This is a genomic window from Halomonas sp. ISL-56 (assembly GCF_018612805.1).
Taxonomy (GTDB): domain Bacteria; phylum Pseudomonadota; class Gammaproteobacteria; order Pseudomonadales; family Halomonadaceae; genus Vreelandella.
In genome coordinates this window covers 35,835-53,097 of the sequence record NZ_JAGGRO010000006.1, presented here as the reverse complement: position 1 = coordinate 53,097, position 17,263 = coordinate 35,835, and the positions used below count along the sequence as shown (strand labels likewise).

Below are 17,263 nucleotides of genomic sequence, written 5' to 3'. Positions count from 1 at the left end.
GTCGAACTCCCTTGGTCAATTGATTAAGTAGACGAAGCCAAGCGAGATGGCGGGGAAGAGCACCAGCAAAATAATGCGAATAAGGTCGGCCGCTAAAAAAGGCAGAATGCCTTTAAAGGTCTCCGTTAAGGGAATACGCGGGGCCATGGAGTGGATAATGAAGATGTTCAGCCCCACTGGCGGCGTGATCATGCCGACCTCAACGACCACCAGCGCTAAAATGCCGAACCATATCGCCACATCGGTTGCGGGCATACCGAAGTCCATCCCGGTGACGATGGGCAGAAAAATAGGCACGGTGAGCAGGATCATCGAGAGGCTGTCCATAAAGCAGCCAAGTACCAAATAGCAGAACAGAATGCCCGCCAGTACCACCCAGGGACTGATCTCGAGCCCCACAATCCAGCCTGCAGTGATTTGCGGCAGTTGAGTCAGGGCAAGGAAGCTATTAAAGATACTGGCACCGAGCACGATGAAGAAGATCATCGCCGAGGTCACCGCGGTTTCAAGAACGCAGTCCCGCAGGCCGCTCCAACGCAGGCCGCCTCGTGTTATTGCCAAGGCACCGGTGGCGACCGCACCCACGGCGGCAGCCTCGGTCGGCGTAAAGACGCCGGTATAGATGCCCCCAATCACTACGATAAAGATCGCTGCTCCTGGCCACACCTCCAGCAGTGAGCGCCAACGCTCGCCGCGAGAAGCTTTTGCCTTACTCGGCGCACTGTCAGGAAAAAATCGCACGTACAGCGAGATGGCGAGCATATAACTGAACACCGCTAACAACCCCGGCACCAACGCAGCGGCAAACATTTCGTTAATGTTCTGTTCGGCCAGGATCGCGTAGATAACCAGCACCACCGAGGGAGGGATCAGAATCCCCAGGGTACCGCCAGCTGCCAATGCGCCGGTCGCCAAGCTACCGCGATAGCCCTGGCGTTCCATCTCGGGAAGTGCCACCTGGGTCATGGTGGCGGCGGTCGCCAGCGAAGAGCCGCAAATGGCTCCAAACGCACCACAGGCGCCAATCGTGGACATCGCCAGTCCACCACGACGGTGGCCCAGCCAGTCATTGGCCGCCTGGAACATGGCCCGGGAAAGGCCGGCTCTCGCCGCAAACTGCCCCATAAGCAGGAACAGTGGAATGATGGATAGCGTATGACTGGAAAAGTGTTCGTAGGGAAGTGACTTTAAGCCATTTAAAATGCCCATCGGGCCGGTGATCAGCATCATGCCTACGGCACCGACCACCAGCATGGCCAGGCCGATAGGAATACGCGTAGCCATCATCAATAGCAGGACTACAAAACCGCTGGCGCCCAAAGTGAGAGGTGTCATCACAGGTCTCCTTGGGCGGAGTTTTCTTTAACTTGAGCTTGAGTCGAACCGGGCTGTTGCGGGCTGTAAGTAAACGCATCGCAGGTGCGATACAGGCAGACCAGCGTCAACAGCGCGAAACCCACCAGTCCGCCGACATACCCCCACCAGAGCGGTATATCCAGCAGCATGCTGGTTTCCATATAGCGGCGTTTATCGAGCAAGCCGTGATAGAGGCGCCAGGTCATTAACCCAGCTACTACCAAAAAGAGCGTTTCGGCGACAATAGCGAGCAAGCGCTGAACCATGGGCGGCGCATGCATGACCAAGAGATCCACCGTGACATGCCCGCCGCGAAGGTGGCAGTAAGGTAAAAACAGAAAAACGGCAATGGCAGTGCCCATTTCCACCAGCTCGTAATCGCCAGCGATGGGCCCCACCCACGCCAGCATGGTTATATCGCTTAACACTGGTGCACTGGCTACCCACCGGCCAAGAATGCTAACGACGGTGATGATAGCGAGTGCTGTGATTAATAATCCGCCGCTTATCGCGGCAACCCTACAGGGTATCTCAAGGCTACGGCGCATCAATGCAGTGCCGATTGTCGGTACCGTCGCTAAGCTGCTCATCGTTTCGTCTCTTGTTTTTGGAATTCGCTGTATGGTTGAAACCCACCTTGCGCGATACACCGCGAGACCGTCACAACCAAACTAGTTACTTAATATAAGTAATTGTCTTTGAGAGAGCATGCAAGCATTGCCGACAAAAATACGCCTAAAGTTTTATTCTTCGTCCGTATCCGAGGTATATATTTTCACTAACAGTGCCAGCAACTGACGCCTTTCAATTTCACTAAGTGATTGAGTTGCATTGATATCGCTCTGTTCAGCCAGCTCTTTTAGCTGTCCGGTCAAGGCTTCGCCTTTTTTGCTAAGAAAAATCCCGTGGGAGCGCTTATCTCGCTTACAGCGCACCCGCAAAGCCAGCCCTCTTTCCTCCAGGTTGTTAATAAGGCTAACGATTCTGGGAGGATCAATGTCTAGCACCTTGGCTAAATTGGTTTGGGTAATGCCGGGATACCCTTCAATCACCACAAGCGAAGAGAACTGGGCAGGACGTATTTCATGCTCCTGCATGGCCTCATTAAAATGTTTAAAAACAGCAAGCTGGGCCCTTCTCAAGGCGTAACCAAGGCGATTTTCAAGCACTAGACCGGCGACAGAAGTGGGCTCTTTTTCGTCGGGCTCAACTTGTTGAATAGAAGCGCTCTTTTTAGTTATGGCCATGCGTTAATTCCTATCTCATTTAAATAATTACAACTATGGTCTTAAATCAGCATCCTAGCTAATCATCTAGTTAACAACTATAACTATATTCGCCAAGATGACAGCACACAACAAATCCAAGATTTTTCGCTATGGAGCTATTCATGTCACTCCCCCCTCCGCTGACTAACACCTTACAAGAGTTCCGACTACACGGAGGCGATGTTCCCTCTTACCCACACAGCATGACCCAGCGGCTTGCCCATTGGGCAAACAAAACACCCCTGAATACCTTTTTGGCAGAGCGCGAAGAGGGTCGGCACACGTGGCGAACGCTAACCTTCGATGAAGCAATGCCACAAGTGATCCGCCTGGCACAAGCACTGATTGATCATGGCCTGTCGACGGAGCGACCGCTGATGGTGCTGTCGGGAAATAGCATCGAACACGCTCTGCTTGCCTGCGCTGCCATGCATGTGGGCATTCCCTACGTGCCGGTGTCGCCCTCTTACGCGCTACTATCCGAAGATTTCGTCAAGCTGCGACATGTGGTGGAACTGGTGACCCCGGGGATGCTATTTGTCGATGAGGAGGCTCGCTTTAGCCGGGCACTGGCGGCCGTTTGCGATAGTGGTGTCACCTGTGTGGCCAAGGTGCCCGCTCAGCGATCCCTGGCCTTTGATTCCCTCGCCACTACACCAGCCACTGTTGCCGTGGAGAATGCCCATGCCCGCGTAACGCCTGACAGTATCGCCAAATTACTGTTTACCTCAGGGTCGACGGGCATGCCTAAGGCGGTGATCAACAACCATCGCATGCTGTGTAGCAATCAAGCCATGCTAGCAAAACGGCTGAGCTTTTTAGAGCGGCACACCCCGGTGTTAGTCGACTGGCTACCCTGGCACCACACCTTTGGCGGCAATACGATTTTGGGGATGGCGATCCACAATGGGGGCTCTCTATATATTGATGATGGCAACCCCACCGCTCAAGGGGTGCAGCGCACCATCGAGAACCTGCGCGAGGTGTCGCCGACGTTTTACTGCAATGTACCCAAAGGGTTCGAAGCGCTGGTCGAGCATTTGCGCAACGATGACTCCCTGCGTGAGGCCTTTTTCCGCGATCTGGAAATGCTGCACTTCGGGGGCGCCGTGCTACCCGCCCATGTACGCACTGCTCTGGAAGCGTTAGGCAGACAGACTCGCGGAGCCCCCGTTCCCATGTTGACGGGGCTCGGCTCCACCGAAGCATGCCTGGCCTTTTGCACCGAAGAGCCCAGCGATACACCAGGGTTGATCGGGAAGCCTGTACCGGGCATGGCGCTTAAACTAGTGGCAACGGACGATAAGTGGGAGGCGCGCCTTAAGGGCCTCAACATCACCCCAGGTTACTGGCGCGATTCGCAGCGAACCAGCGAGGCGTTTGACCACGAAGGTTACTACCGCACCGGGGATGCCATGCGCCTTATTGACACCGACCGCCCCGAGCGCGGACTCATCTTTGACGGCCGGCTAAGTGAGAACTTCAAACTAGTGACCGGCACCTGGGTCAATGTGGGCACCCTGCGCCTGCACCTTGTGGAACACTTCGCGCCGCTGGTACAGGACATCGTGGTAGTCGGCGAAGGGCGCGATTACCTGACGGGCATCGTCGTGCTGAACCTACCTGCCTGTGAGCACCAGCTTGGCAAAGCGGATACTCCCCTTGATGCTCTGGTCACAGACGCCAGCCTGCATCAATGGTTCGCCCAGCGCCTGGCAACCCACTGCCGTGGCCAGTCAAGCTCCATGCGGTTGGAGCGCCTGCTGCTGCTCAACCAACCGCTCTCCGTTGACCGTGGCGAATTGACCGATAAAGGCTCGGTGAACCAACGGCTAGTGCGCGAACGCTACTCGGATCTCGTGACATCTCTCTACGCTGAGCCACCCCAGGATCCACGCATCATCCTGCCAGCACCTTCATAAACCAGAATCAATGCCAGGATGGCTAAGTGATACCTCTAAGAACCTGCTTTACAGACAGGCATCCTAGAAGCGCCTTCAATTATACGATTCCGCTATACCCGCATCAAAAAGGCTGGCGAAATGCCAGCCTAAAGCTTGGTCGAAACAGTCGTCAGTCACCTACATCACCAATACCTCTATCTCGCTAGAATTGGAAGGTAGCACTTGCCTGAAGGCGACTCGCATCATTGGAGACCCCATTCCCCTGCTCGATATCAGCATGCTGGTACTCAAGACCTACTGACATGCGGTCGGTAACATCCCAAATCACATTGGCAAACCCGTAGTCGAGCGTTTCGAAATGATTGCCATAGGCTGCGGGTAAATCTTGTTCAAGCCGCGAAACACCAACTGAGCTGAACCAGCTATCCGTCCAGTAATGGTTAAGAGAGAGACCAAACGCCCGGGTTTCAATAGTTTCTAGGTTGTTACCCTGCACATAGACGTCAGGTGCGTTGCGGTGCCCTACATTGCCAGGGTTGCCCATATAGTTACCAATCCCCTCACCGTAGGTGGCACTGCCGCGCAAGCTGGTTGACGCATTAAAGGGCAAATTGAACTGCGCCTGCACCCCGTAGCCAGTGACTTCATCATCAATGGTATTGGTGATGTTATTGGTTGAAAGTTGACGCGCTATCCCGGAGAGCGCAAATAAACGCTTATATTCATAGCGCAGCGTCAAATCGGGAAGCTGGCTCTCCCCATCGGCCACTGAAGCATCATTGCGGGCAATGACCGTGGTGGGATTCTCCAAGGCAACAGAGAAACTGCCTTCCCCGACAGGCTGGGTATAGCGCAGCTGTGCCTGCCGCTCAAAGGCGTAGCCCTTAGGATCCCCGAGAGCCAAGGTGCGTGTCCCGCCCACGAAACTCATGAAATTTGACCATGTTTGCCCGGCGAGAAAACCGTTCAGCTCGCCATACGCATGGCGCAGCCCAAACTTACCATCGGGCACAAAATGCCCTTCGAAGTAAGTGGTTAAACGTCCATAGTCAGTCGCGGTGTGGGTACGGAAATTCAGGCGGGATTCATAGGCCGTAAAGCTGGTTCGACCATCGGTTCGATTGCCAGGGTTCATAACGGCGTAAGGATCCGTTGATGTGCCCAGGTCGTAGTCGAAGTCGTAAAACGCATCGAGCTTAACGTACCCCCCAAAGGCGATATCGGTTTTGGTGCCTGGAATATTAATCGTTGATCGATGATTCCAGGGTGGGCCTACACGGCTTGGCTCACCGGTCACGATAGGCTGTCCGGCTTCTACAACATCAAACGCATGGGCCTGGACAGCAAGCGCACAGGGAGCGAGAAGGGCGCATGCAACAAAGTGGTTAATTTTCATTGTCTGTCTCTGCTTTTGGTCGTAATGGTTAGTTGTAATTGTTCTCAATGCGAACGCTGATCCGCATTACGTACCAAAGCTGCGAAAAAAACCTCCATCTGTCAATTAAAATGGAGGCTATGCATCTTCAAATTTATATAAGATATTGAATATTAATAATTTTGTATTATTAATACTTTGGTTTAATTATATAGTGCAACTAAATAAGTCGCCTTTTTATTCAGAATCGGCCAGTAACTCAGGGTAACGCAGCCCGATCAGCGCATGCTCGCGCATTAGCATTTCTGCCCTAGCCCCCTCTCCCCGCTTAAGTGACTGAAATATAAGCTCATGATGAAACTGCGCTAACTGCAACTTTTTAAACTCTCGCTCCAGATCATCGCTATCAATGATGATCGAGTCGGCCGCAGCGAAAGGTAAGTGATTATTTCGTGCAATGGCATCTGCCACGACACCGCTACCGATAGAGTGAATGATAATGCCGTGGAAATGAGCATTAAGCTCACTCCATTGATTGATATCGGATTCTACAAGGTATCCTTTGGCGATTAGCTTTTTTCCTTTTTGGATCCAAAAACTCAACTCTTTATCGACGTCGGGCGGCAGCCCCTGCTCAGCCAAATGCCGAGCGGCCAGGCCCTCCAGCACCCCGCGAACTTCAACGGCACAGTGCACATCTGCTTGGGTAAACTCGCGCACCATAAACCCGCGCTTGCCCGCCTGCTGCAGCAACCCCTCTTGCTCTAATGTGCGAAAAGCCAGCCTTACCGGCGTTCTCGAAACACCAAGTTGCTCCGCAACCGCCACTTCACCAAGACGCTCGCCAGGAGCATACGCCCCCTCACTGATCAATTTACGCAGTCGGCTGACGACACTTTTATCGTTGTTACTCATTTAATTTTTCTCTCATATCAACACTGTTTAGCCATTCACTCGCGGATTCTACGAAAGTATAGGTTGACTGCAAAAACCTTCCTAGCCTTTACTTTGGATCCAATAACCATAATTACAACACTAAATCAAAAGGAGTTAACCGTGACTCAACAAGCCCCCTTTCCTTTAAATACCTGGTACGTTGCCTGCACTCCAGAAGAGCTCACAGAGAAACCGCTTGGACGTACTATTTGCAATAAACAACTAGTTTTCTTCCGCGGTGACGAGAATCGCGTGGCCGCCGTAGAGGACTTTTGCCCCCACCGTGGCGCGCCGCTCTCCTTGGGCTTCGTGCGTGATGGCAAGCTGGTGTGCGGCTACCACGGCCTTGAAATGAACTGCAGCGGCAAATGCGACAGCATGCCCGGCCAGCGGGTTCGAGGCTTTCCAAGCAATCGCGCCTACCCCGTTGAAGAGCGCCACGGCTTCATCTGGATCTGGCCGGGGGCTCCGGATAAGGCCGACGCCGCACTGATCCCCGAGCTGCACTGGGCCAACAACCCCGACTGGGCGTATGGCGGCGGCCTCTACCATATTCAGTGTGAATATCGCCTGATGATCGACAACCTTATGGATCTTACCCATGAGACCTATGTGCACGCTTCCAGCATCGGCCAGCCGGAGATAGAGGAAGCCGCCCCAGAAACGACGGTTAACGGCAGCGAAGTGATCACCAGCCGCGAGATGGAGAATATCCCCGCGCCGCCTTTCTGGCAGGCCGCCCTGCGTGGCAACGGACTTGCTGATGACGTCCCCGTAGACCGCTGGCAAATTTGCCGCTTTACGCCCCCCAGCCATGTCTTGATCGAAGTCGGCGTGGCCCACGCGGGCAATGGCGGCGCTAAAGCACCGGCAGATGTGAGAGCGTCCAGTATCGTGGTCGACTTTATCACTCCTGAGAGCGATACCTCTATCTGGTACTTCTGGGGCATGGCCCGCAACTTCAAGCCGGAAGATCAAGAACTCACCGACAAGATCCGCGAGGGCCAGGGCAAGATCTTCGAAGAAGATCTTGAGATGCTCGAAGCCCAACAGCGCAACCTGCTGCGCTACCCCGAGCGCCAACTGCTGAAACTCAATATTGACGGCGGGGGCGTACAGGCTCGCCGCATTATTGATCGCATCTTAAAAGAGGAGCAGGCCGAGCAACCCCAGGAGGCAACGGCATGAGCCACCCCTCTCTATCGCTTATTGTTGAGGTAAAAGCTCGCCATGAGGAGGCGCTAGGCATTGCCACCTTCGAGCTTGCCGACCCGCACGGTCGACCGCTCCCCCCCTTCAGCGCAGGCGCCCATATTGACGTGCAGGTGAAAGAGGGGGTGATCCGGCAATACTCGCTGTGCAATCACTCTGAGGAGCGGGATCGCTACTTGATCGGCGTATTACGAGATGAAGCCTCCAGAGGAGGCTCCATCGCCATGCATGATGAGATTAAAGTGGGCAGCCTGCTACTCATCAGCGCCCCTAAAAATCACTTCCCGCTTAAGCCAGCTAAACGAACTTATCTGCTGGCGGGCGGGATCGGCATCACGCCATTGCTGTGTATGGCAGAGCGTTTAGCGCGCACCGATGCAGATTTTGAACTGCACTACTGCGCCCGCTCCGCTGAACGCATGGCCTTCCGTGAGCGTATCAAAACGTCAAGCTTCGCCGATAGAACATACTTCTACCTGGACGATGACACCGCGTCGTCAACCCTAGACCTGGAAAAGCTGCTGAGTGAGCCGGAGGCTGATGCCCAGGTCTACGTCTGCGGCCCTAGCGGGTTTATTAACGCCGTCCTATCAACAGGTAAACAGTGCGGCTGGCCAGCCGACCAACTGCACACGGAGTACTTTGCAGGCGCTGATACAGTCACCGAAGACGATGGCAGTTTCGAAGTACGCATCGCCAGCAGCGGCGCGGCCTTTACAGTGCCCGCCGACAAAACCGTCTACCAAGTGCTGGCTGAAAATGGCATCGACATCATGGTCTCCTGCGAGCAGGGGGTATGCGGCACCTGCCTCACCCGCATACTCGAAGGCGAACCCGACCACCGGGATTTATACCTGGATGACGATGAGCACGCGGCCAACGATCAATTCACGCCCTGCTGCTCCAGAGCCAAGAGCAAAACCCTGGTATTGGATCTTTAAACCGTCTCAAACAAAGTTTCAAAAACAGCTTCAAAAACAGTTTCAAAAACAACTTCAAAAACAATCATAAAAACGTGCCCCATCGACTAGCAATCAGGATAACGACAATGAAAAAACTACCCACCCATTTAGCCAAGGCGACCCTGTTTGGCGTGTTCGCCATTTCATTCGCGGCCCCCGTCGTGGAAGCCAGCACCACACTGCGGGTAGCGCACGTCTGGCCGGGCGGTTCCATGATAGACCGTGAACTGTTTCAGGCCTGGGCTGAAAGCGTCGAAGAAGCATCAAATGGGGAACTGAAAGTAGAAGTGTTCCCCAGTCAGACGCTGGCGAAATCGGCTCAAACCTACGAAAGCGCGGTGATGGGCATCGCCGACATAGGCGCCTCCGCCCAGGGCTATACCGCCGGCCGCTTTCCGCTAACACAAGTCGTCGAACTGCCGGGCGTGTCATCAAGCGCCCGCCAAGGGGCTTGTATTCTCCAGTCGCTTTACGATCAGGGGCATTTTGAACAGGAGTACGCCGACACACATCCGCTGTTCTTGTTCACTACCGGCCCAGGTTACCTCCACACCAAAGATCAGCTTATTGAAACACCGGCTGATCTCGAGGGGCTTCGCCTACGTCGCCCTACGCCCGTGGTGGGTGATATGTTCGAGCGACTCGGTGCCCAGGCGGTGGGCATGCCAGCGCCGGATGTGTTTACCTCCATGCAGCGCGGCGTGGTCGACGGCCTAAGTTTTAACTGGGAAGGCATGAAGACTTTCCGGCTGAATGAACTGGCGCAGTACCACACCGAAGTGCCCCTGTATGACCTTTCCCTGTTCGCCACCATGAGTCAGCGCAGTTACGACAGCCTGCCAGCCGATTTGCAGCAAGTAATTGATGACCACAGCGGCTTAGAGTGGTCACTTCGTGCGGCGGAGGTTTACGACGAGATGATACGCCAAGGCCGTGAAGAGGCCGTTGAAGCGGGGCATGAGTTTGTCGTCATTGAAGACGCCCTCGAAGATCCTGAATGGGGCCCTGTACTGCAGCAAACCATTGATGATTACTTGGAAGAGATTGGCGGCGCTGCCAATGACATCTACGAAGCCGCGATGGATTTACAGCAAAGCTGCCCAGCCTAGATTAGGGTTAATCATTGTTTTAGCCATAGCGAAAGGGCAGCCAATTGGCTGCCCTTATCACTGTGTTAATACCCGTAAGCATAAATTAAAAATCAAAAAACACCGTTTCTCCCTCACCCTGTAGGCGGATATCTAGCCTGTAACGCACCTTGCCATCAACCTCTTCACGCTTGGCGATCAGGGTTTGGCGGCGCGCCGGTGATTCGATGCGGGATAGTACCGGGCACTGGGCGTTCGCTTCAGCCTCGTCGTCAAAATAGAGCCGCGTTTGCAGGTGGATGTTCACACCCCGGGCAAACAGCGTAAGGGTAATATGCGGCGCCATTAGTTGGCCGCTGAGGTGCTTCACCGCGCCGGGTTTGATGGTGGTTAATGACCACTCGCTGCCGTGATCGAAGGTGGTAGCGGTGCGGCCAAAGCTATTAAACGGCTTTTTTAGATCGTAATCGGCCTGGTAGTCGCCATTAGCATCGGCTTGCCACGCTTCAACGAAAGCATCGCGCACCAGGTCGCCGTTGCCATCGATAACGGTACCCACCACTTCGATATGCTCGCCCTCGGCGTCGGGCTTGGCCATCTGGTTCCAGATCTCTTCGTCCCGCACCGGATTGCCCGCTGCCGCAAGGGCAAGGCCAATATGTACGTAGGGGCCAGCGGTTTGCGAGGCGGTTTCACGCAGCATCAATTCGCTGGTCGGCTGGCTGTTAGGCTGATTCATGAGTTATCCCCCGCCCTTATTGGTTTTCGGCTATTGATTTTCAGCTATTGATTTTCAAAGAAGGTCTGCAACTCACCGCGCACCACCACATCAAAGCGGTAGGCCAAGCAGTCCATCGGCTTGCTATGGGCCATATCCAGCCGCCCGATCATCGTCTCAACCGCGAGCGGGTCTTTCAGCGTATGCACGATGGGACAGAGGGGAATCAGCGGGTCGCCTTCAAAGTACATCTGGGTGATCAGCCGGGTAGAAATTGAAGGGCCGGTGACGGATACGTGGATATGCGCCGGGCGCCAGCTGTTCATATCGTTGGGCCACGGGTAAGGGCCGGGCTTGATGGTGCGAAAACGGTACATGCCCTGCTCATCGGTCAAACAGCGCCCCACACCGCCGAAGTTGGGATCCAGCGGCGCCAGGTACTTATCGTTCTTATGCCGGTAGCGGCCGCCCGCGTTGGCCTGCCACATCTCCACCAGGGTATGCGGTATCGGCTTACCGAACTGATCGACCACTCGGCCAAACATGATAATTCGCTCACCCTGGGGCAGCCCGCCCTGGCTCGCATCCTGACGAAAATTCAGCAGCAGATCATTATCGTGGGGGCCCATACGCAGGTGGCTAAAATCCGGGCCGGTCAGTTCAGACACGGTCGGTTGCTGCATACTCACCAGCGCCTGCTGGGGCGAGCGCGCTACCGAGGTTTTATAGCCCGGCGCGTAGGCGGGCGGATGCCAGTTACGGTCACGGGCCACAAAGCGTTTGTTATCGTGGGTCATCACCCTTACCTCTCATCGATTATTTTGACTCGCTACTCGCCCCAGCCCAGCTCTTTGGCGAGGGCGAAGGCGTGATTGGCTGCCGGAACACCGCCGTAAATCGCTACATGCATCAGCACCTGACGCAGCTCGGCCTCAGACAGCCCAATCCGTTTGGCGGTTTTTAAGTGCAGCGTTAGCTCTTCGCGGCCAAGCGCGGCGAGAATCCCGGTAGTGATCATGCTGCGTTCGCGACGAGTAAGATCGTCGTTGCTCCACAGCTCGCCCCAGGCTAAGCGGGTAATCATCTGCTGGAAGGGGGCATCCAGGCTGTTGGCGTTGGCAGTAGAGCGCGCCACGTGCTCTTCGCCCAATACCTGTTTGCGGGTCTCAAGGCCGGTGGCGTAGGCAACGCCTTGGTTGGCCACGTCACCTAAATCAGCGGCCAAAACCGCGAGCAGTTTCTCGGCAAATAGCGCCGGGGCTTCTACCGAGGGCACATGGCCAACACCGTTAAATATTTCCAGCGGTGGGCCATCGAGTTCTGCCGCTAGGGCTTCCAGCGTGGCGGGCGGGGTGGCCATATCTTCGCTGCCGCCAAACAGCTGCACTCTCGTGTTCTTACCTGATAGCTTGCCAGTAAAAGTATCGCGACCAAGCATTTCACACAGCTGGGCGTAGGACTCATCGTCACCGCGGCCCATCTGTGTGCACCAGCCCGCTTTCAGGGCGGGGCTTGCCTCAAATGTCGCCGGGGCAAACCAGCGCGGCACGATCTCTTGGGACATCGCCACTAGGCCTTCCTGGCGTACGCGACCCGCGCGGGTATTCCAGAGATCCGGGTTGCCGATGACCGCGCCGGTGTTGGTCAACGTGACGGAGAGCAGGCGCTCGCTATGCGCGGCTATCAGCTGCTGGCCAACAACGCCACCAATCGATGTGCCAGCAAAGTGAAAGCGCGACGCGCCCGCCAGCTCTACAAGCGCGAGAGCCTCTGCAGCTAAGTCTGCGGGGGTGATTTGCTCGCCGCTGACTGCCTGACTGGCACCGTGGCCGGGAATATCCCAGGTCAGCACCCGGTAGCGGGGCAGCAGCGCTGGAATCACATCATCCCATACCGCTTGGCTCATGCCCAAAGGGTGCGCCAGCACGACCAGTGGGTTTACTTGTGCACCGAGCAGCCGATACGCCACGCTGCGACCGTTGATGGTATGAAATGCCATGATTCCCTCCGTTAAACCCGTTCAATCAGCGTGGCGATACCTTGGCCAACGCCCACACACATGGTGCACAGCGCATAACGTTTGCCGCTGTTTTGCAACTCATGGGCAGCGGTCATTAACAGGCGCGCACCGGACATGCCTAACGGGTGACCCAGGGCAATCGCGCCGCCGTTGGGATTCACCCGGGGGTCGACGTCTTTAAGGCCAAGATCGCGCATGCAGGCCAACGCCTGAGCGGCGAACGCCTCGTTAAACTCAAACACATCGATATCGTCCATCGAGATACCGGTGCGCTTGAGCAGTTTCTGTACGGCCGGTACCGGGCCATAGCCCATAATGCGCGGCTCAACGCCCGCCGTGGCCATGCCGATAATCTTCGCCATCGGCGTTAGGCCATGCTGCTTAACCGCCGCTTCGCTGGCCACCAGCATCGCCGCCGCGCCGTCGTTAACGCCAGAGGCGTTGCCGGCGGTCACGCTGCCGCCTTCACGGAAGGGAGTAGGTAAACCTGCCAGCTTATCGAGAGTGGTCTCCCGCAGGTGCTCATCCTGATCAAAGATCAGCGGTTCCTGCTTACGGCGTGGGATCTCAATCGCGGTAATCTCTTGGGCAAAACGCCCGGCCTTTTGAGCAGCAGCGGCTTTCTGCTGGGAGCGTAGCGCAAAGGCGTCCTGATCTTCACGGGAGATGTTGAACTGCTCGGCGACGTTTTCTGCCGTTTCCGGCATGGAGTCAATACCATAGGCTTTCTTCATCAGCGGGTTGATCAAGCGCCAACCGATGGTGGTGTCTTCGATTTTTTGAGTGCGGGCGAAGGCGCTATCGGCCTTGCCCATCACAAAAGGCGCGCGAGACATGGACTCCACGCCGCCTGCCAGCGCTAGCTCCATCTCACCGGCTTTAATGGCGCGAAACGCCGTGCCGACGGCGTCCATACCCGAGCCGCACAGGCGGTTCATGGTCGTGCCGGGTACCGAAGTAGGAATGCCCGCCAACAGCGACGACATGCGCGCCACGTTGCGGTTATCTTCACCGGCCTGGTTGGCGCAGCCCATAAACACTTCTTCGATGGCGGCGGGATCGAGTTCCGGCGCTTCTGCTAGTACGGCTTTAAAGATGGTCGCCGCGAAGTCATCCGGGCGCACGCTGGCAAGCGTACCGCCAAAGCGGCCTACCGCCGTGCGGCGGGGATGACATAAATAAACGTCACTCATAGCAAACTCCTTTATGCGTCCGCGTGGGCCCGTTCGGTGCGGGCTTTCAGCTCACGCAGAATCGTCAGCTCGTTTTCGCTGGGCTCTGGGGTGCTCTCAAGCTGCTCGGCAAAGCGAATTTCCCAACCAGTGGCTTCAATCACGTCCTCGCGGCTTACACCAGGATGTAGCGAAACCACCACCAGCTCTTTGGTCTCCGGGTCTGGCTTCATCACGCACAGGTCGGTAATCACCCGGGTGGGGCCTTTGCCAATATTGGGTACGTTATCGCGGCCTTTGCCGTCGCGGCCAAAACCTAACGTGGTGACGAAGTCGACATCTTTTACAAAGGCACGCTTGGAGTGCTTAAGGGTGATAAACACCTCACCCGCGTTGGTGGCGATTTCCGGCGCCCCGCCGCCGCCCGGCAGGCGCACCTTGGGTGCTTTGTAATCGCCGATTAAGGTGGTATTCAAGTTAGCAAAGCGGTCGATTTGCGCGGTGCCTAAGAAGCCCACGCTCACTTTGCCGCCTTGCAGCCAGTAGCGGAACATTTCTGGCACTGCCACGGTGGTCAGCGCTGATTCACACAGTTCGCCATCACCGATGGAGAGCGGCAGAGTATCGGGCTTGGTTTGCAGCGTGCCGGACTCATAAATCAGCACCACATCCGGGGCGTGAGTCAACCGTGCCAAGTTGGCGGCTTCCGAGGGCAGCCCGATGCCTACAAAGCAGGTCATGCCATTTTCCAGTGCCCGCGCCGCGGTGACCGACATCATTTCAGAAGAGGTATATTCCAGACTCATCAGGCTTGGCCTCCTGCATTAAAGACGTTGTCATCGAGCCACTGGGTGAAGGTATCGCGGTCGCGAGCAATCGCATCCCACTCTTTATAAAAGCGGTTGCTGCGGCCGTAGTAGCCGTGGGTGTAGGAAGGCAGCGCGCCTTTCTCCGCTACCGCAACGGCGCTGATGGCCCAGCTAGGAATCACGCAGGCGTTGGGGGTAGCCCCCAGGTCATCAACAATCTCTTCCACCGTGACAATACTGTGCTTGGCAGCGAGTACGGCTTCCTTCTGTACGCCAACGATGCCTTCTACCAGCACGTTGCCTTGGCGATCCGCACGCTGGGCGTGAATGATCGAGACATCCGGGCGCACTGAAGGCACGGCGGCTAAGCGCTCCCCGGTAAAGGGGCACTCGATGAATTTGATTTGATCGTTGACGCTGGGCAGTTCGCTACCGATGTAGCCGCGAAACACCGCTAGTGGCAGACCGGCAGCACCCGCTTCAAACGCGCAGGCCATGGCCGCGTGGCTGTGCTCCAGAATCTCGATCTTGCACGGCCAGCCTTTCTCCACCGCATCACGCAGGCGATGCAGCGAGCCCACACCGGGGTTACCGCCCCACGAGAAGATCACCTTTTTAGCGCAGCCCGCGCCAATCATTTGATCGTAGATGATATCGGGAGTCATACGGATCAGCGTCAGATCACGCTTTTTCTGGCGGATCACTTCGTGACCGGCGGCAAATGGAATCAGGTGGGTGAAGCCTTCCATGGCCACGGTAGCGCCGTCTTGGACGTAGCGCGCTACCGCGTCATGCAAGCTGAGAAACTCGGCCATGATGGGTGCCTCTTAGCGGGTCGTTGGCGTATTTGTTAGTGAGCTGCTGCAAGTTGTTCGTTAAGCGAACATAGATCCTCTATACGAACAATCTACTGCTGAACGCTAATGGGGTCAAACCCAACGGCGCCCGCCTAATGACCCTGTCAAACCCAACACTCACTCCACAACCAAACTTAACGCTTTGTTTTTAAATGCGCTTATTGCGCTTCTAGCCATTTTTTGGCGCGTATGACCTGGGCGGCGCTGCTACCAAGGTATAAAGCAGGGTCGCAGGCATTGCGCAACGCCTCGTCATCAACGTCCCCTTTCACATCAGGGTGGTCGGCAAGCACGGCTGAGTAAGAGCGTGATTCACGACGCGCAACTTCTGCCGCTTCCGCGCTAACCGCTTTGGCTTTCTCCACACCTAGCGTAGGCGCCAGCAAACGTGCGACGGGCTCGGCCATAATGCCGCCACCGGTGGCCGCCAGATTGCGCCACATGTTATCGGGGTAGACCTCTAGCCCTTCCAAAAGCACGGCCACTTGCTCCAGCGCCCCCTCTACCAGCAGAGCGCTCTCCATTAACGGCGCCCACTCCGCGTGCCATTCACCCAAGCCGCGTTCAAGAGGCTGGGCAGCAGCGTTGATCAACACACTGGTATGGCCATGCACTTGACGCGCCGCGCCACGGATCAGCGCGCTGCGTACCGGGTTACGCTTATGGGGCATGGAGGAGGACTCGCCCATGCCCGGCGCCGATGGCTCCGCCACTTCACCAACTTCGGTTTGCGTTAGCAGAGACACATCCAGGGCGATTTTTTCAGTGGCCCCGGCTACCGCATCTAATGCCGTGCCAAGGGCATGGATCGGGTAGCGGTCGGTATGCCAGGACAGCACCGGCACCGCCAAACCGAGTCGCTCGGCCAAGGCGTCCATCCACTCAAGCCCCAGCGAGTCCCAACCAGAATGCACGCCCACCGCGCCACCAAACTGAACGGGCAGTTCCACCTCTCCCAAGCGGCGGCGGCTCTGCTCCAAGCCGATTGCCCAGTGGGCCACCTTGACGCCAAAAGTAATCGGTAGTGCCTGCTGCATTAAAGTTCGACCTACCATGGGCGTGTCGCTATGGGCATCCATAAGCGCTAACGCCGCCGTTCGGCAGCGCATCAGCAATTCATCTAACGCCGCTAAGCGTGGTTTCAGCAGCATCATCAGCGCGGAGTCGACCACGTCCTGGCTGGTTGCCCCCTGATGCCAGTAACGCTTGATCTTATCGGCGAGCAACGCGCGGCTCTGCTTTACAAACGGAATTGCCACATTGCCACCGCTGGCAATACCCGCCGCGACCTCTTCGCTATTGAATTCCGCATTCTCCAACTGTTCGCGCATTTGCTGGCTAACGCCAGCAGGCACCGCGCCGCTGGCTTCCTGAACTTCAGCCAAGGCCAACTCAAAGGCCAGCATGGCACGCACCATGGCGTCATCGTCACACTCGGCGATGGCGCGCTGGCTCATAAAGGGGTGTTTTAAAAATGCGGCGGGCATGGGCGTTACGCCTCCTATTAACGTTGTTCAGAACCAGCTCAACAGTCCACAAAGGTACGACTCAGAACAGAAGTGTACAGTTGTTCGCCATTCGAACCA

At 56.2% G+C, this 17,263-nt stretch carries 16 protein-coding genes; 4 read left to right on the top strand and 12 right to left on the bottom strand.

The annotated features are described in order from the left end of the window. Positions 1–15 precede the first annotated feature (15 nt). From J7J49_RS05370 to J7J49_RS05360, 3 genes are all read right to left on the bottom strand, one after another. Positions 16–1,335: a TRAP transporter large permease gene (locus J7J49_RS05370; protein ID WP_064233969.1), complete on the bottom strand. Its 1,320-nt coding sequence runs from the start codon at positions 1,333–1,335 to the stop codon at positions 16–18. Continuing rightward, complete coding sequence (locus tag J7J49_RS05365; RefSeq protein WP_215090827.1) at positions 1,335–1,946, bottom strand: TRAP transporter small permease; 612 nt, start codon at positions 1,944–1,946, stop codon at positions 1,335–1,337. The genes J7J49_RS05370 and J7J49_RS05365 overlap by 1 nt, the downstream gene beginning before the upstream one ends. Before the next feature lie 153 nt (positions 1,947–2,099). Continuing rightward, a complete protein-coding gene (locus J7J49_RS05360) occupies positions 2,100–2,603 on the bottom strand; it encodes a MarR family winged helix-turn-helix transcriptional regulator (RefSeq protein WP_215090826.1) in 504 nt (167 codons plus the stop codon). 143 nt (positions 2,604–2,746) lie between these two features. On the opposite strand from J7J49_RS05360, the gene J7J49_RS05355 reads away from it, so the two are divergent. Next, positions 2,747–4,546 (top strand): feruloyl-CoA synthase, encoded by a 1,800-nt coding sequence (locus J7J49_RS05355; RefSeq protein WP_251048160.1) that lies wholly within the window; start codon positions 2,747–2,749, stop codon positions 4,544–4,546. Positions 4,547–4,730: 184 nt separating this feature from the next. Here J7J49_RS05355 and J7J49_RS05350 read toward each other — a convergent pair whose 3' ends face one another. Next, positions 4,731–5,924, bottom strand: coding sequence for a DcaP family trimeric outer membrane transporter (locus J7J49_RS05350; protein WP_064233972.1), 1,194 nt, complete (start codon positions 5,922–5,924; stop codon positions 4,731–4,733). Between the two features lie 216 nt (positions 5,925–6,140). Further along, positions 6,141–6,818 (bottom strand): GntR family transcriptional regulator, encoded by a 678-nt coding sequence (locus J7J49_RS05345; RefSeq protein ID WP_215090821.1) that lies wholly within the window; start codon positions 6,816–6,818, stop codon positions 6,141–6,143. A 141-nt stretch (positions 6,819–6,959) separates the two neighbouring features. On the opposite strand from J7J49_RS05345, the gene J7J49_RS05340 reads away from it, so the two are divergent. The 3 genes from J7J49_RS05340 to J7J49_RS05330 all read left to right on the top strand — a co-directional run bounded on the left by J7J49_RS05340 (position 6,960) and on the right by J7J49_RS05330 (position 10,122). Beyond that, positions 6,960–8,027 carry an aromatic ring-hydroxylating dioxygenase subunit alpha gene (locus tag J7J49_RS05340; protein ID WP_215090819.1) on the top strand — a complete coding sequence of 356 codons (1,068 nt, stop codon included), beginning with the start codon at positions 6,960–6,962 and terminating at the stop codon, positions 8,025–8,027. Further along, entirely contained in the window at positions 8,024–8,992 is a 969-nt protein-coding gene (locus J7J49_RS05335; protein ID WP_215090817.1) for a PDR/VanB family oxidoreductase, read from the top strand. Before J7J49_RS05340 ends, J7J49_RS05335 begins: the two co-directional genes overlap by 4 nt. A gap of 107 nt (positions 8,993–9,099) precedes the next feature. Next, entirely contained in the window at positions 9,100–10,122 is a 1,023-nt protein-coding gene (locus J7J49_RS05330; protein ID WP_215090815.1) for a TRAP transporter substrate-binding protein, read from the top strand. Between the two features lie 85 nt (positions 10,123–10,207). Here the strand turns inward: J7J49_RS05330 and pcaG are convergent, their stop codons facing one another. The 7 genes from pcaG to J7J49_RS05295 all read right to left on the bottom strand — a co-directional run bounded on the left by pcaG (position 10,208) and on the right by J7J49_RS05295 (position 17,164). Then, positions 10,208–10,840 (bottom strand): protocatechuate 3,4-dioxygenase subunit alpha, encoded by a 633-nt coding sequence (pcaG, locus tag J7J49_RS05325; protein WP_215090813.1) that lies wholly within the window; start codon positions 10,838–10,840, stop codon positions 10,208–10,210. 44 nt (positions 10,841–10,884) lie between these two features. Continuing rightward, complete coding sequence (pcaH, locus tag J7J49_RS05320; protein ID WP_064233983.1) at positions 10,885–11,616, bottom strand: protocatechuate 3,4-dioxygenase subunit beta; 732 nt, start codon at positions 11,614–11,616, stop codon at positions 10,885–10,887. A gap of 32 nt (positions 11,617–11,648) precedes the next feature. Beyond that, entirely contained in the window at positions 11,649–12,818 is a 1,170-nt protein-coding gene (locus J7J49_RS05315; RefSeq protein ID WP_215090811.1) for an alpha/beta fold hydrolase, read from the bottom strand. 11 nt (positions 12,819–12,829) lie between these two features. Continuing rightward, positions 12,830–14,032, bottom strand: coding sequence for a 3-oxoadipyl-CoA thiolase (pcaF, locus tag J7J49_RS05310; RefSeq protein WP_215090809.1), 1,203 nt, complete (start codon positions 14,030–14,032; stop codon positions 12,830–12,832). An 11-nt stretch (positions 14,033–14,043) separates the two neighbouring features. Further along, positions 14,044–14,817: a CoA-transferase subunit beta gene (locus J7J49_RS05305; protein ID WP_215090807.1), complete on the bottom strand. Its 774-nt coding sequence runs from the start codon at positions 14,815–14,817 to the stop codon at positions 14,044–14,046. Continuing rightward, positions 14,817–15,635, bottom strand: a complete 819-nt coding sequence (locus J7J49_RS05300; protein ID WP_215090805.1) for a CoA transferase subunit A — start codon at positions 15,633–15,635, stop codon at positions 14,817–14,819. The genes J7J49_RS05305 and J7J49_RS05300 overlap by 1 nt, the downstream gene beginning before the upstream one ends. Before the next feature lie 200 nt (positions 15,636–15,835). Further along, on the bottom strand, positions 15,836–17,164 hold the full coding sequence (locus tag J7J49_RS05295) for a class-II fumarase/aspartase family protein (RefSeq protein ID WP_215090803.1): 1,329 nt from the start codon (positions 17,162–17,164) through the stop codon (positions 15,836–15,838). Positions 17,165–17,263: the final 99 nt, after the last annotated feature.

What these genes read in the sequence shown, in the direction of transcription:
- J7J49_RS05370 (WP_064233969.1), bottom strand. Translation starts at nt 1,335, where the DNA reads ATGACACCTCTCACTTTGGGCGCCAGCGGTTTTGTAGTCCTGCTATTG.
- J7J49_RS05365 (WP_215090827.1), bottom strand. Translation starts at nt 1,946, where the DNA reads ATGAGCAGCTTAGCGACGGTACCGACAATCGGCACTGCATTGATGCGC.
- J7J49_RS05360 (WP_215090826.1), bottom strand. Translation starts at nt 2,603, where the DNA reads ATGGCCATAACTAAAAAGAGCGCTTCTATTCAACAAGTTGAGCCCGAC.
- J7J49_RS05355 (WP_251048160.1), top strand. Translation starts at nt 2,747, where the DNA reads ATGTCACTCCCCCCTCCGCTGACTAACACCTTACAAGAGTTCCGACTA.
- J7J49_RS05350 (WP_064233972.1), bottom strand. Translation starts at nt 5,924, where the DNA reads ATGAAAATTAACCACTTTGTTGCATGCGCCCTTCTCGCTCCCTGTGCG.
- J7J49_RS05345 (WP_215090821.1), bottom strand. Translation starts at nt 6,818, where the DNA reads ATGAGTAACAACGATAAAAGTGTCGTCAGCCGACTGCGTAAATTGATC.
- J7J49_RS05335 (WP_215090817.1), top strand. Translation starts at nt 8,024, where the DNA reads ATGAGCCACCCCTCTCTATCGCTTATTGTTGAGGTAAAAGCTCGCCAT.
- J7J49_RS05330 (WP_215090815.1), top strand. Translation starts at nt 9,100, where the DNA reads ATGAAAAAACTACCCACCCATTTAGCCAAGGCGACCCTGTTTGGCGTG.
- pcaG (WP_215090813.1), bottom strand. Translation starts at nt 10,840, where the DNA reads ATGAATCAGCCTAACAGCCAGCCGACCAGCGAATTGATGCTGCGTGAA.
- pcaH (WP_064233983.1), bottom strand. Translation starts at nt 11,616, where the DNA reads ATGACCCACGATAACAAACGCTTTGTGGCCCGTGACCGTAACTGGCAT.
- J7J49_RS05315 (WP_215090811.1), bottom strand. Translation starts at nt 12,818, where the DNA reads ATGGCATTTCATACCATCAACGGTCGCAGCGTGGCGTATCGGCTGCTC.
- pcaF (WP_215090809.1), bottom strand. Translation starts at nt 14,032, where the DNA reads ATGAGTGACGTTTATTTATGTCATCCCCGCCGCACGGCGGTAGGCCGC.
- J7J49_RS05305 (WP_215090807.1), bottom strand. Translation starts at nt 14,817, where the DNA reads ATGAGTCTGGAATATACCTCTTCTGAAATGATGTCGGTCACCGCGGCG.
- J7J49_RS05300 (WP_215090805.1), bottom strand. Translation starts at nt 15,635, where the DNA reads ATGGCCGAGTTTCTCAGCTTGCATGACGCGGTAGCGCGCTACGTCCAA.
- J7J49_RS05295 (WP_215090803.1), bottom strand. Translation starts at nt 17,164, where the DNA reads ATGCCCGCCGCATTTTTAAAACACCCCTTTATGAGCCAGCGCGCCATC.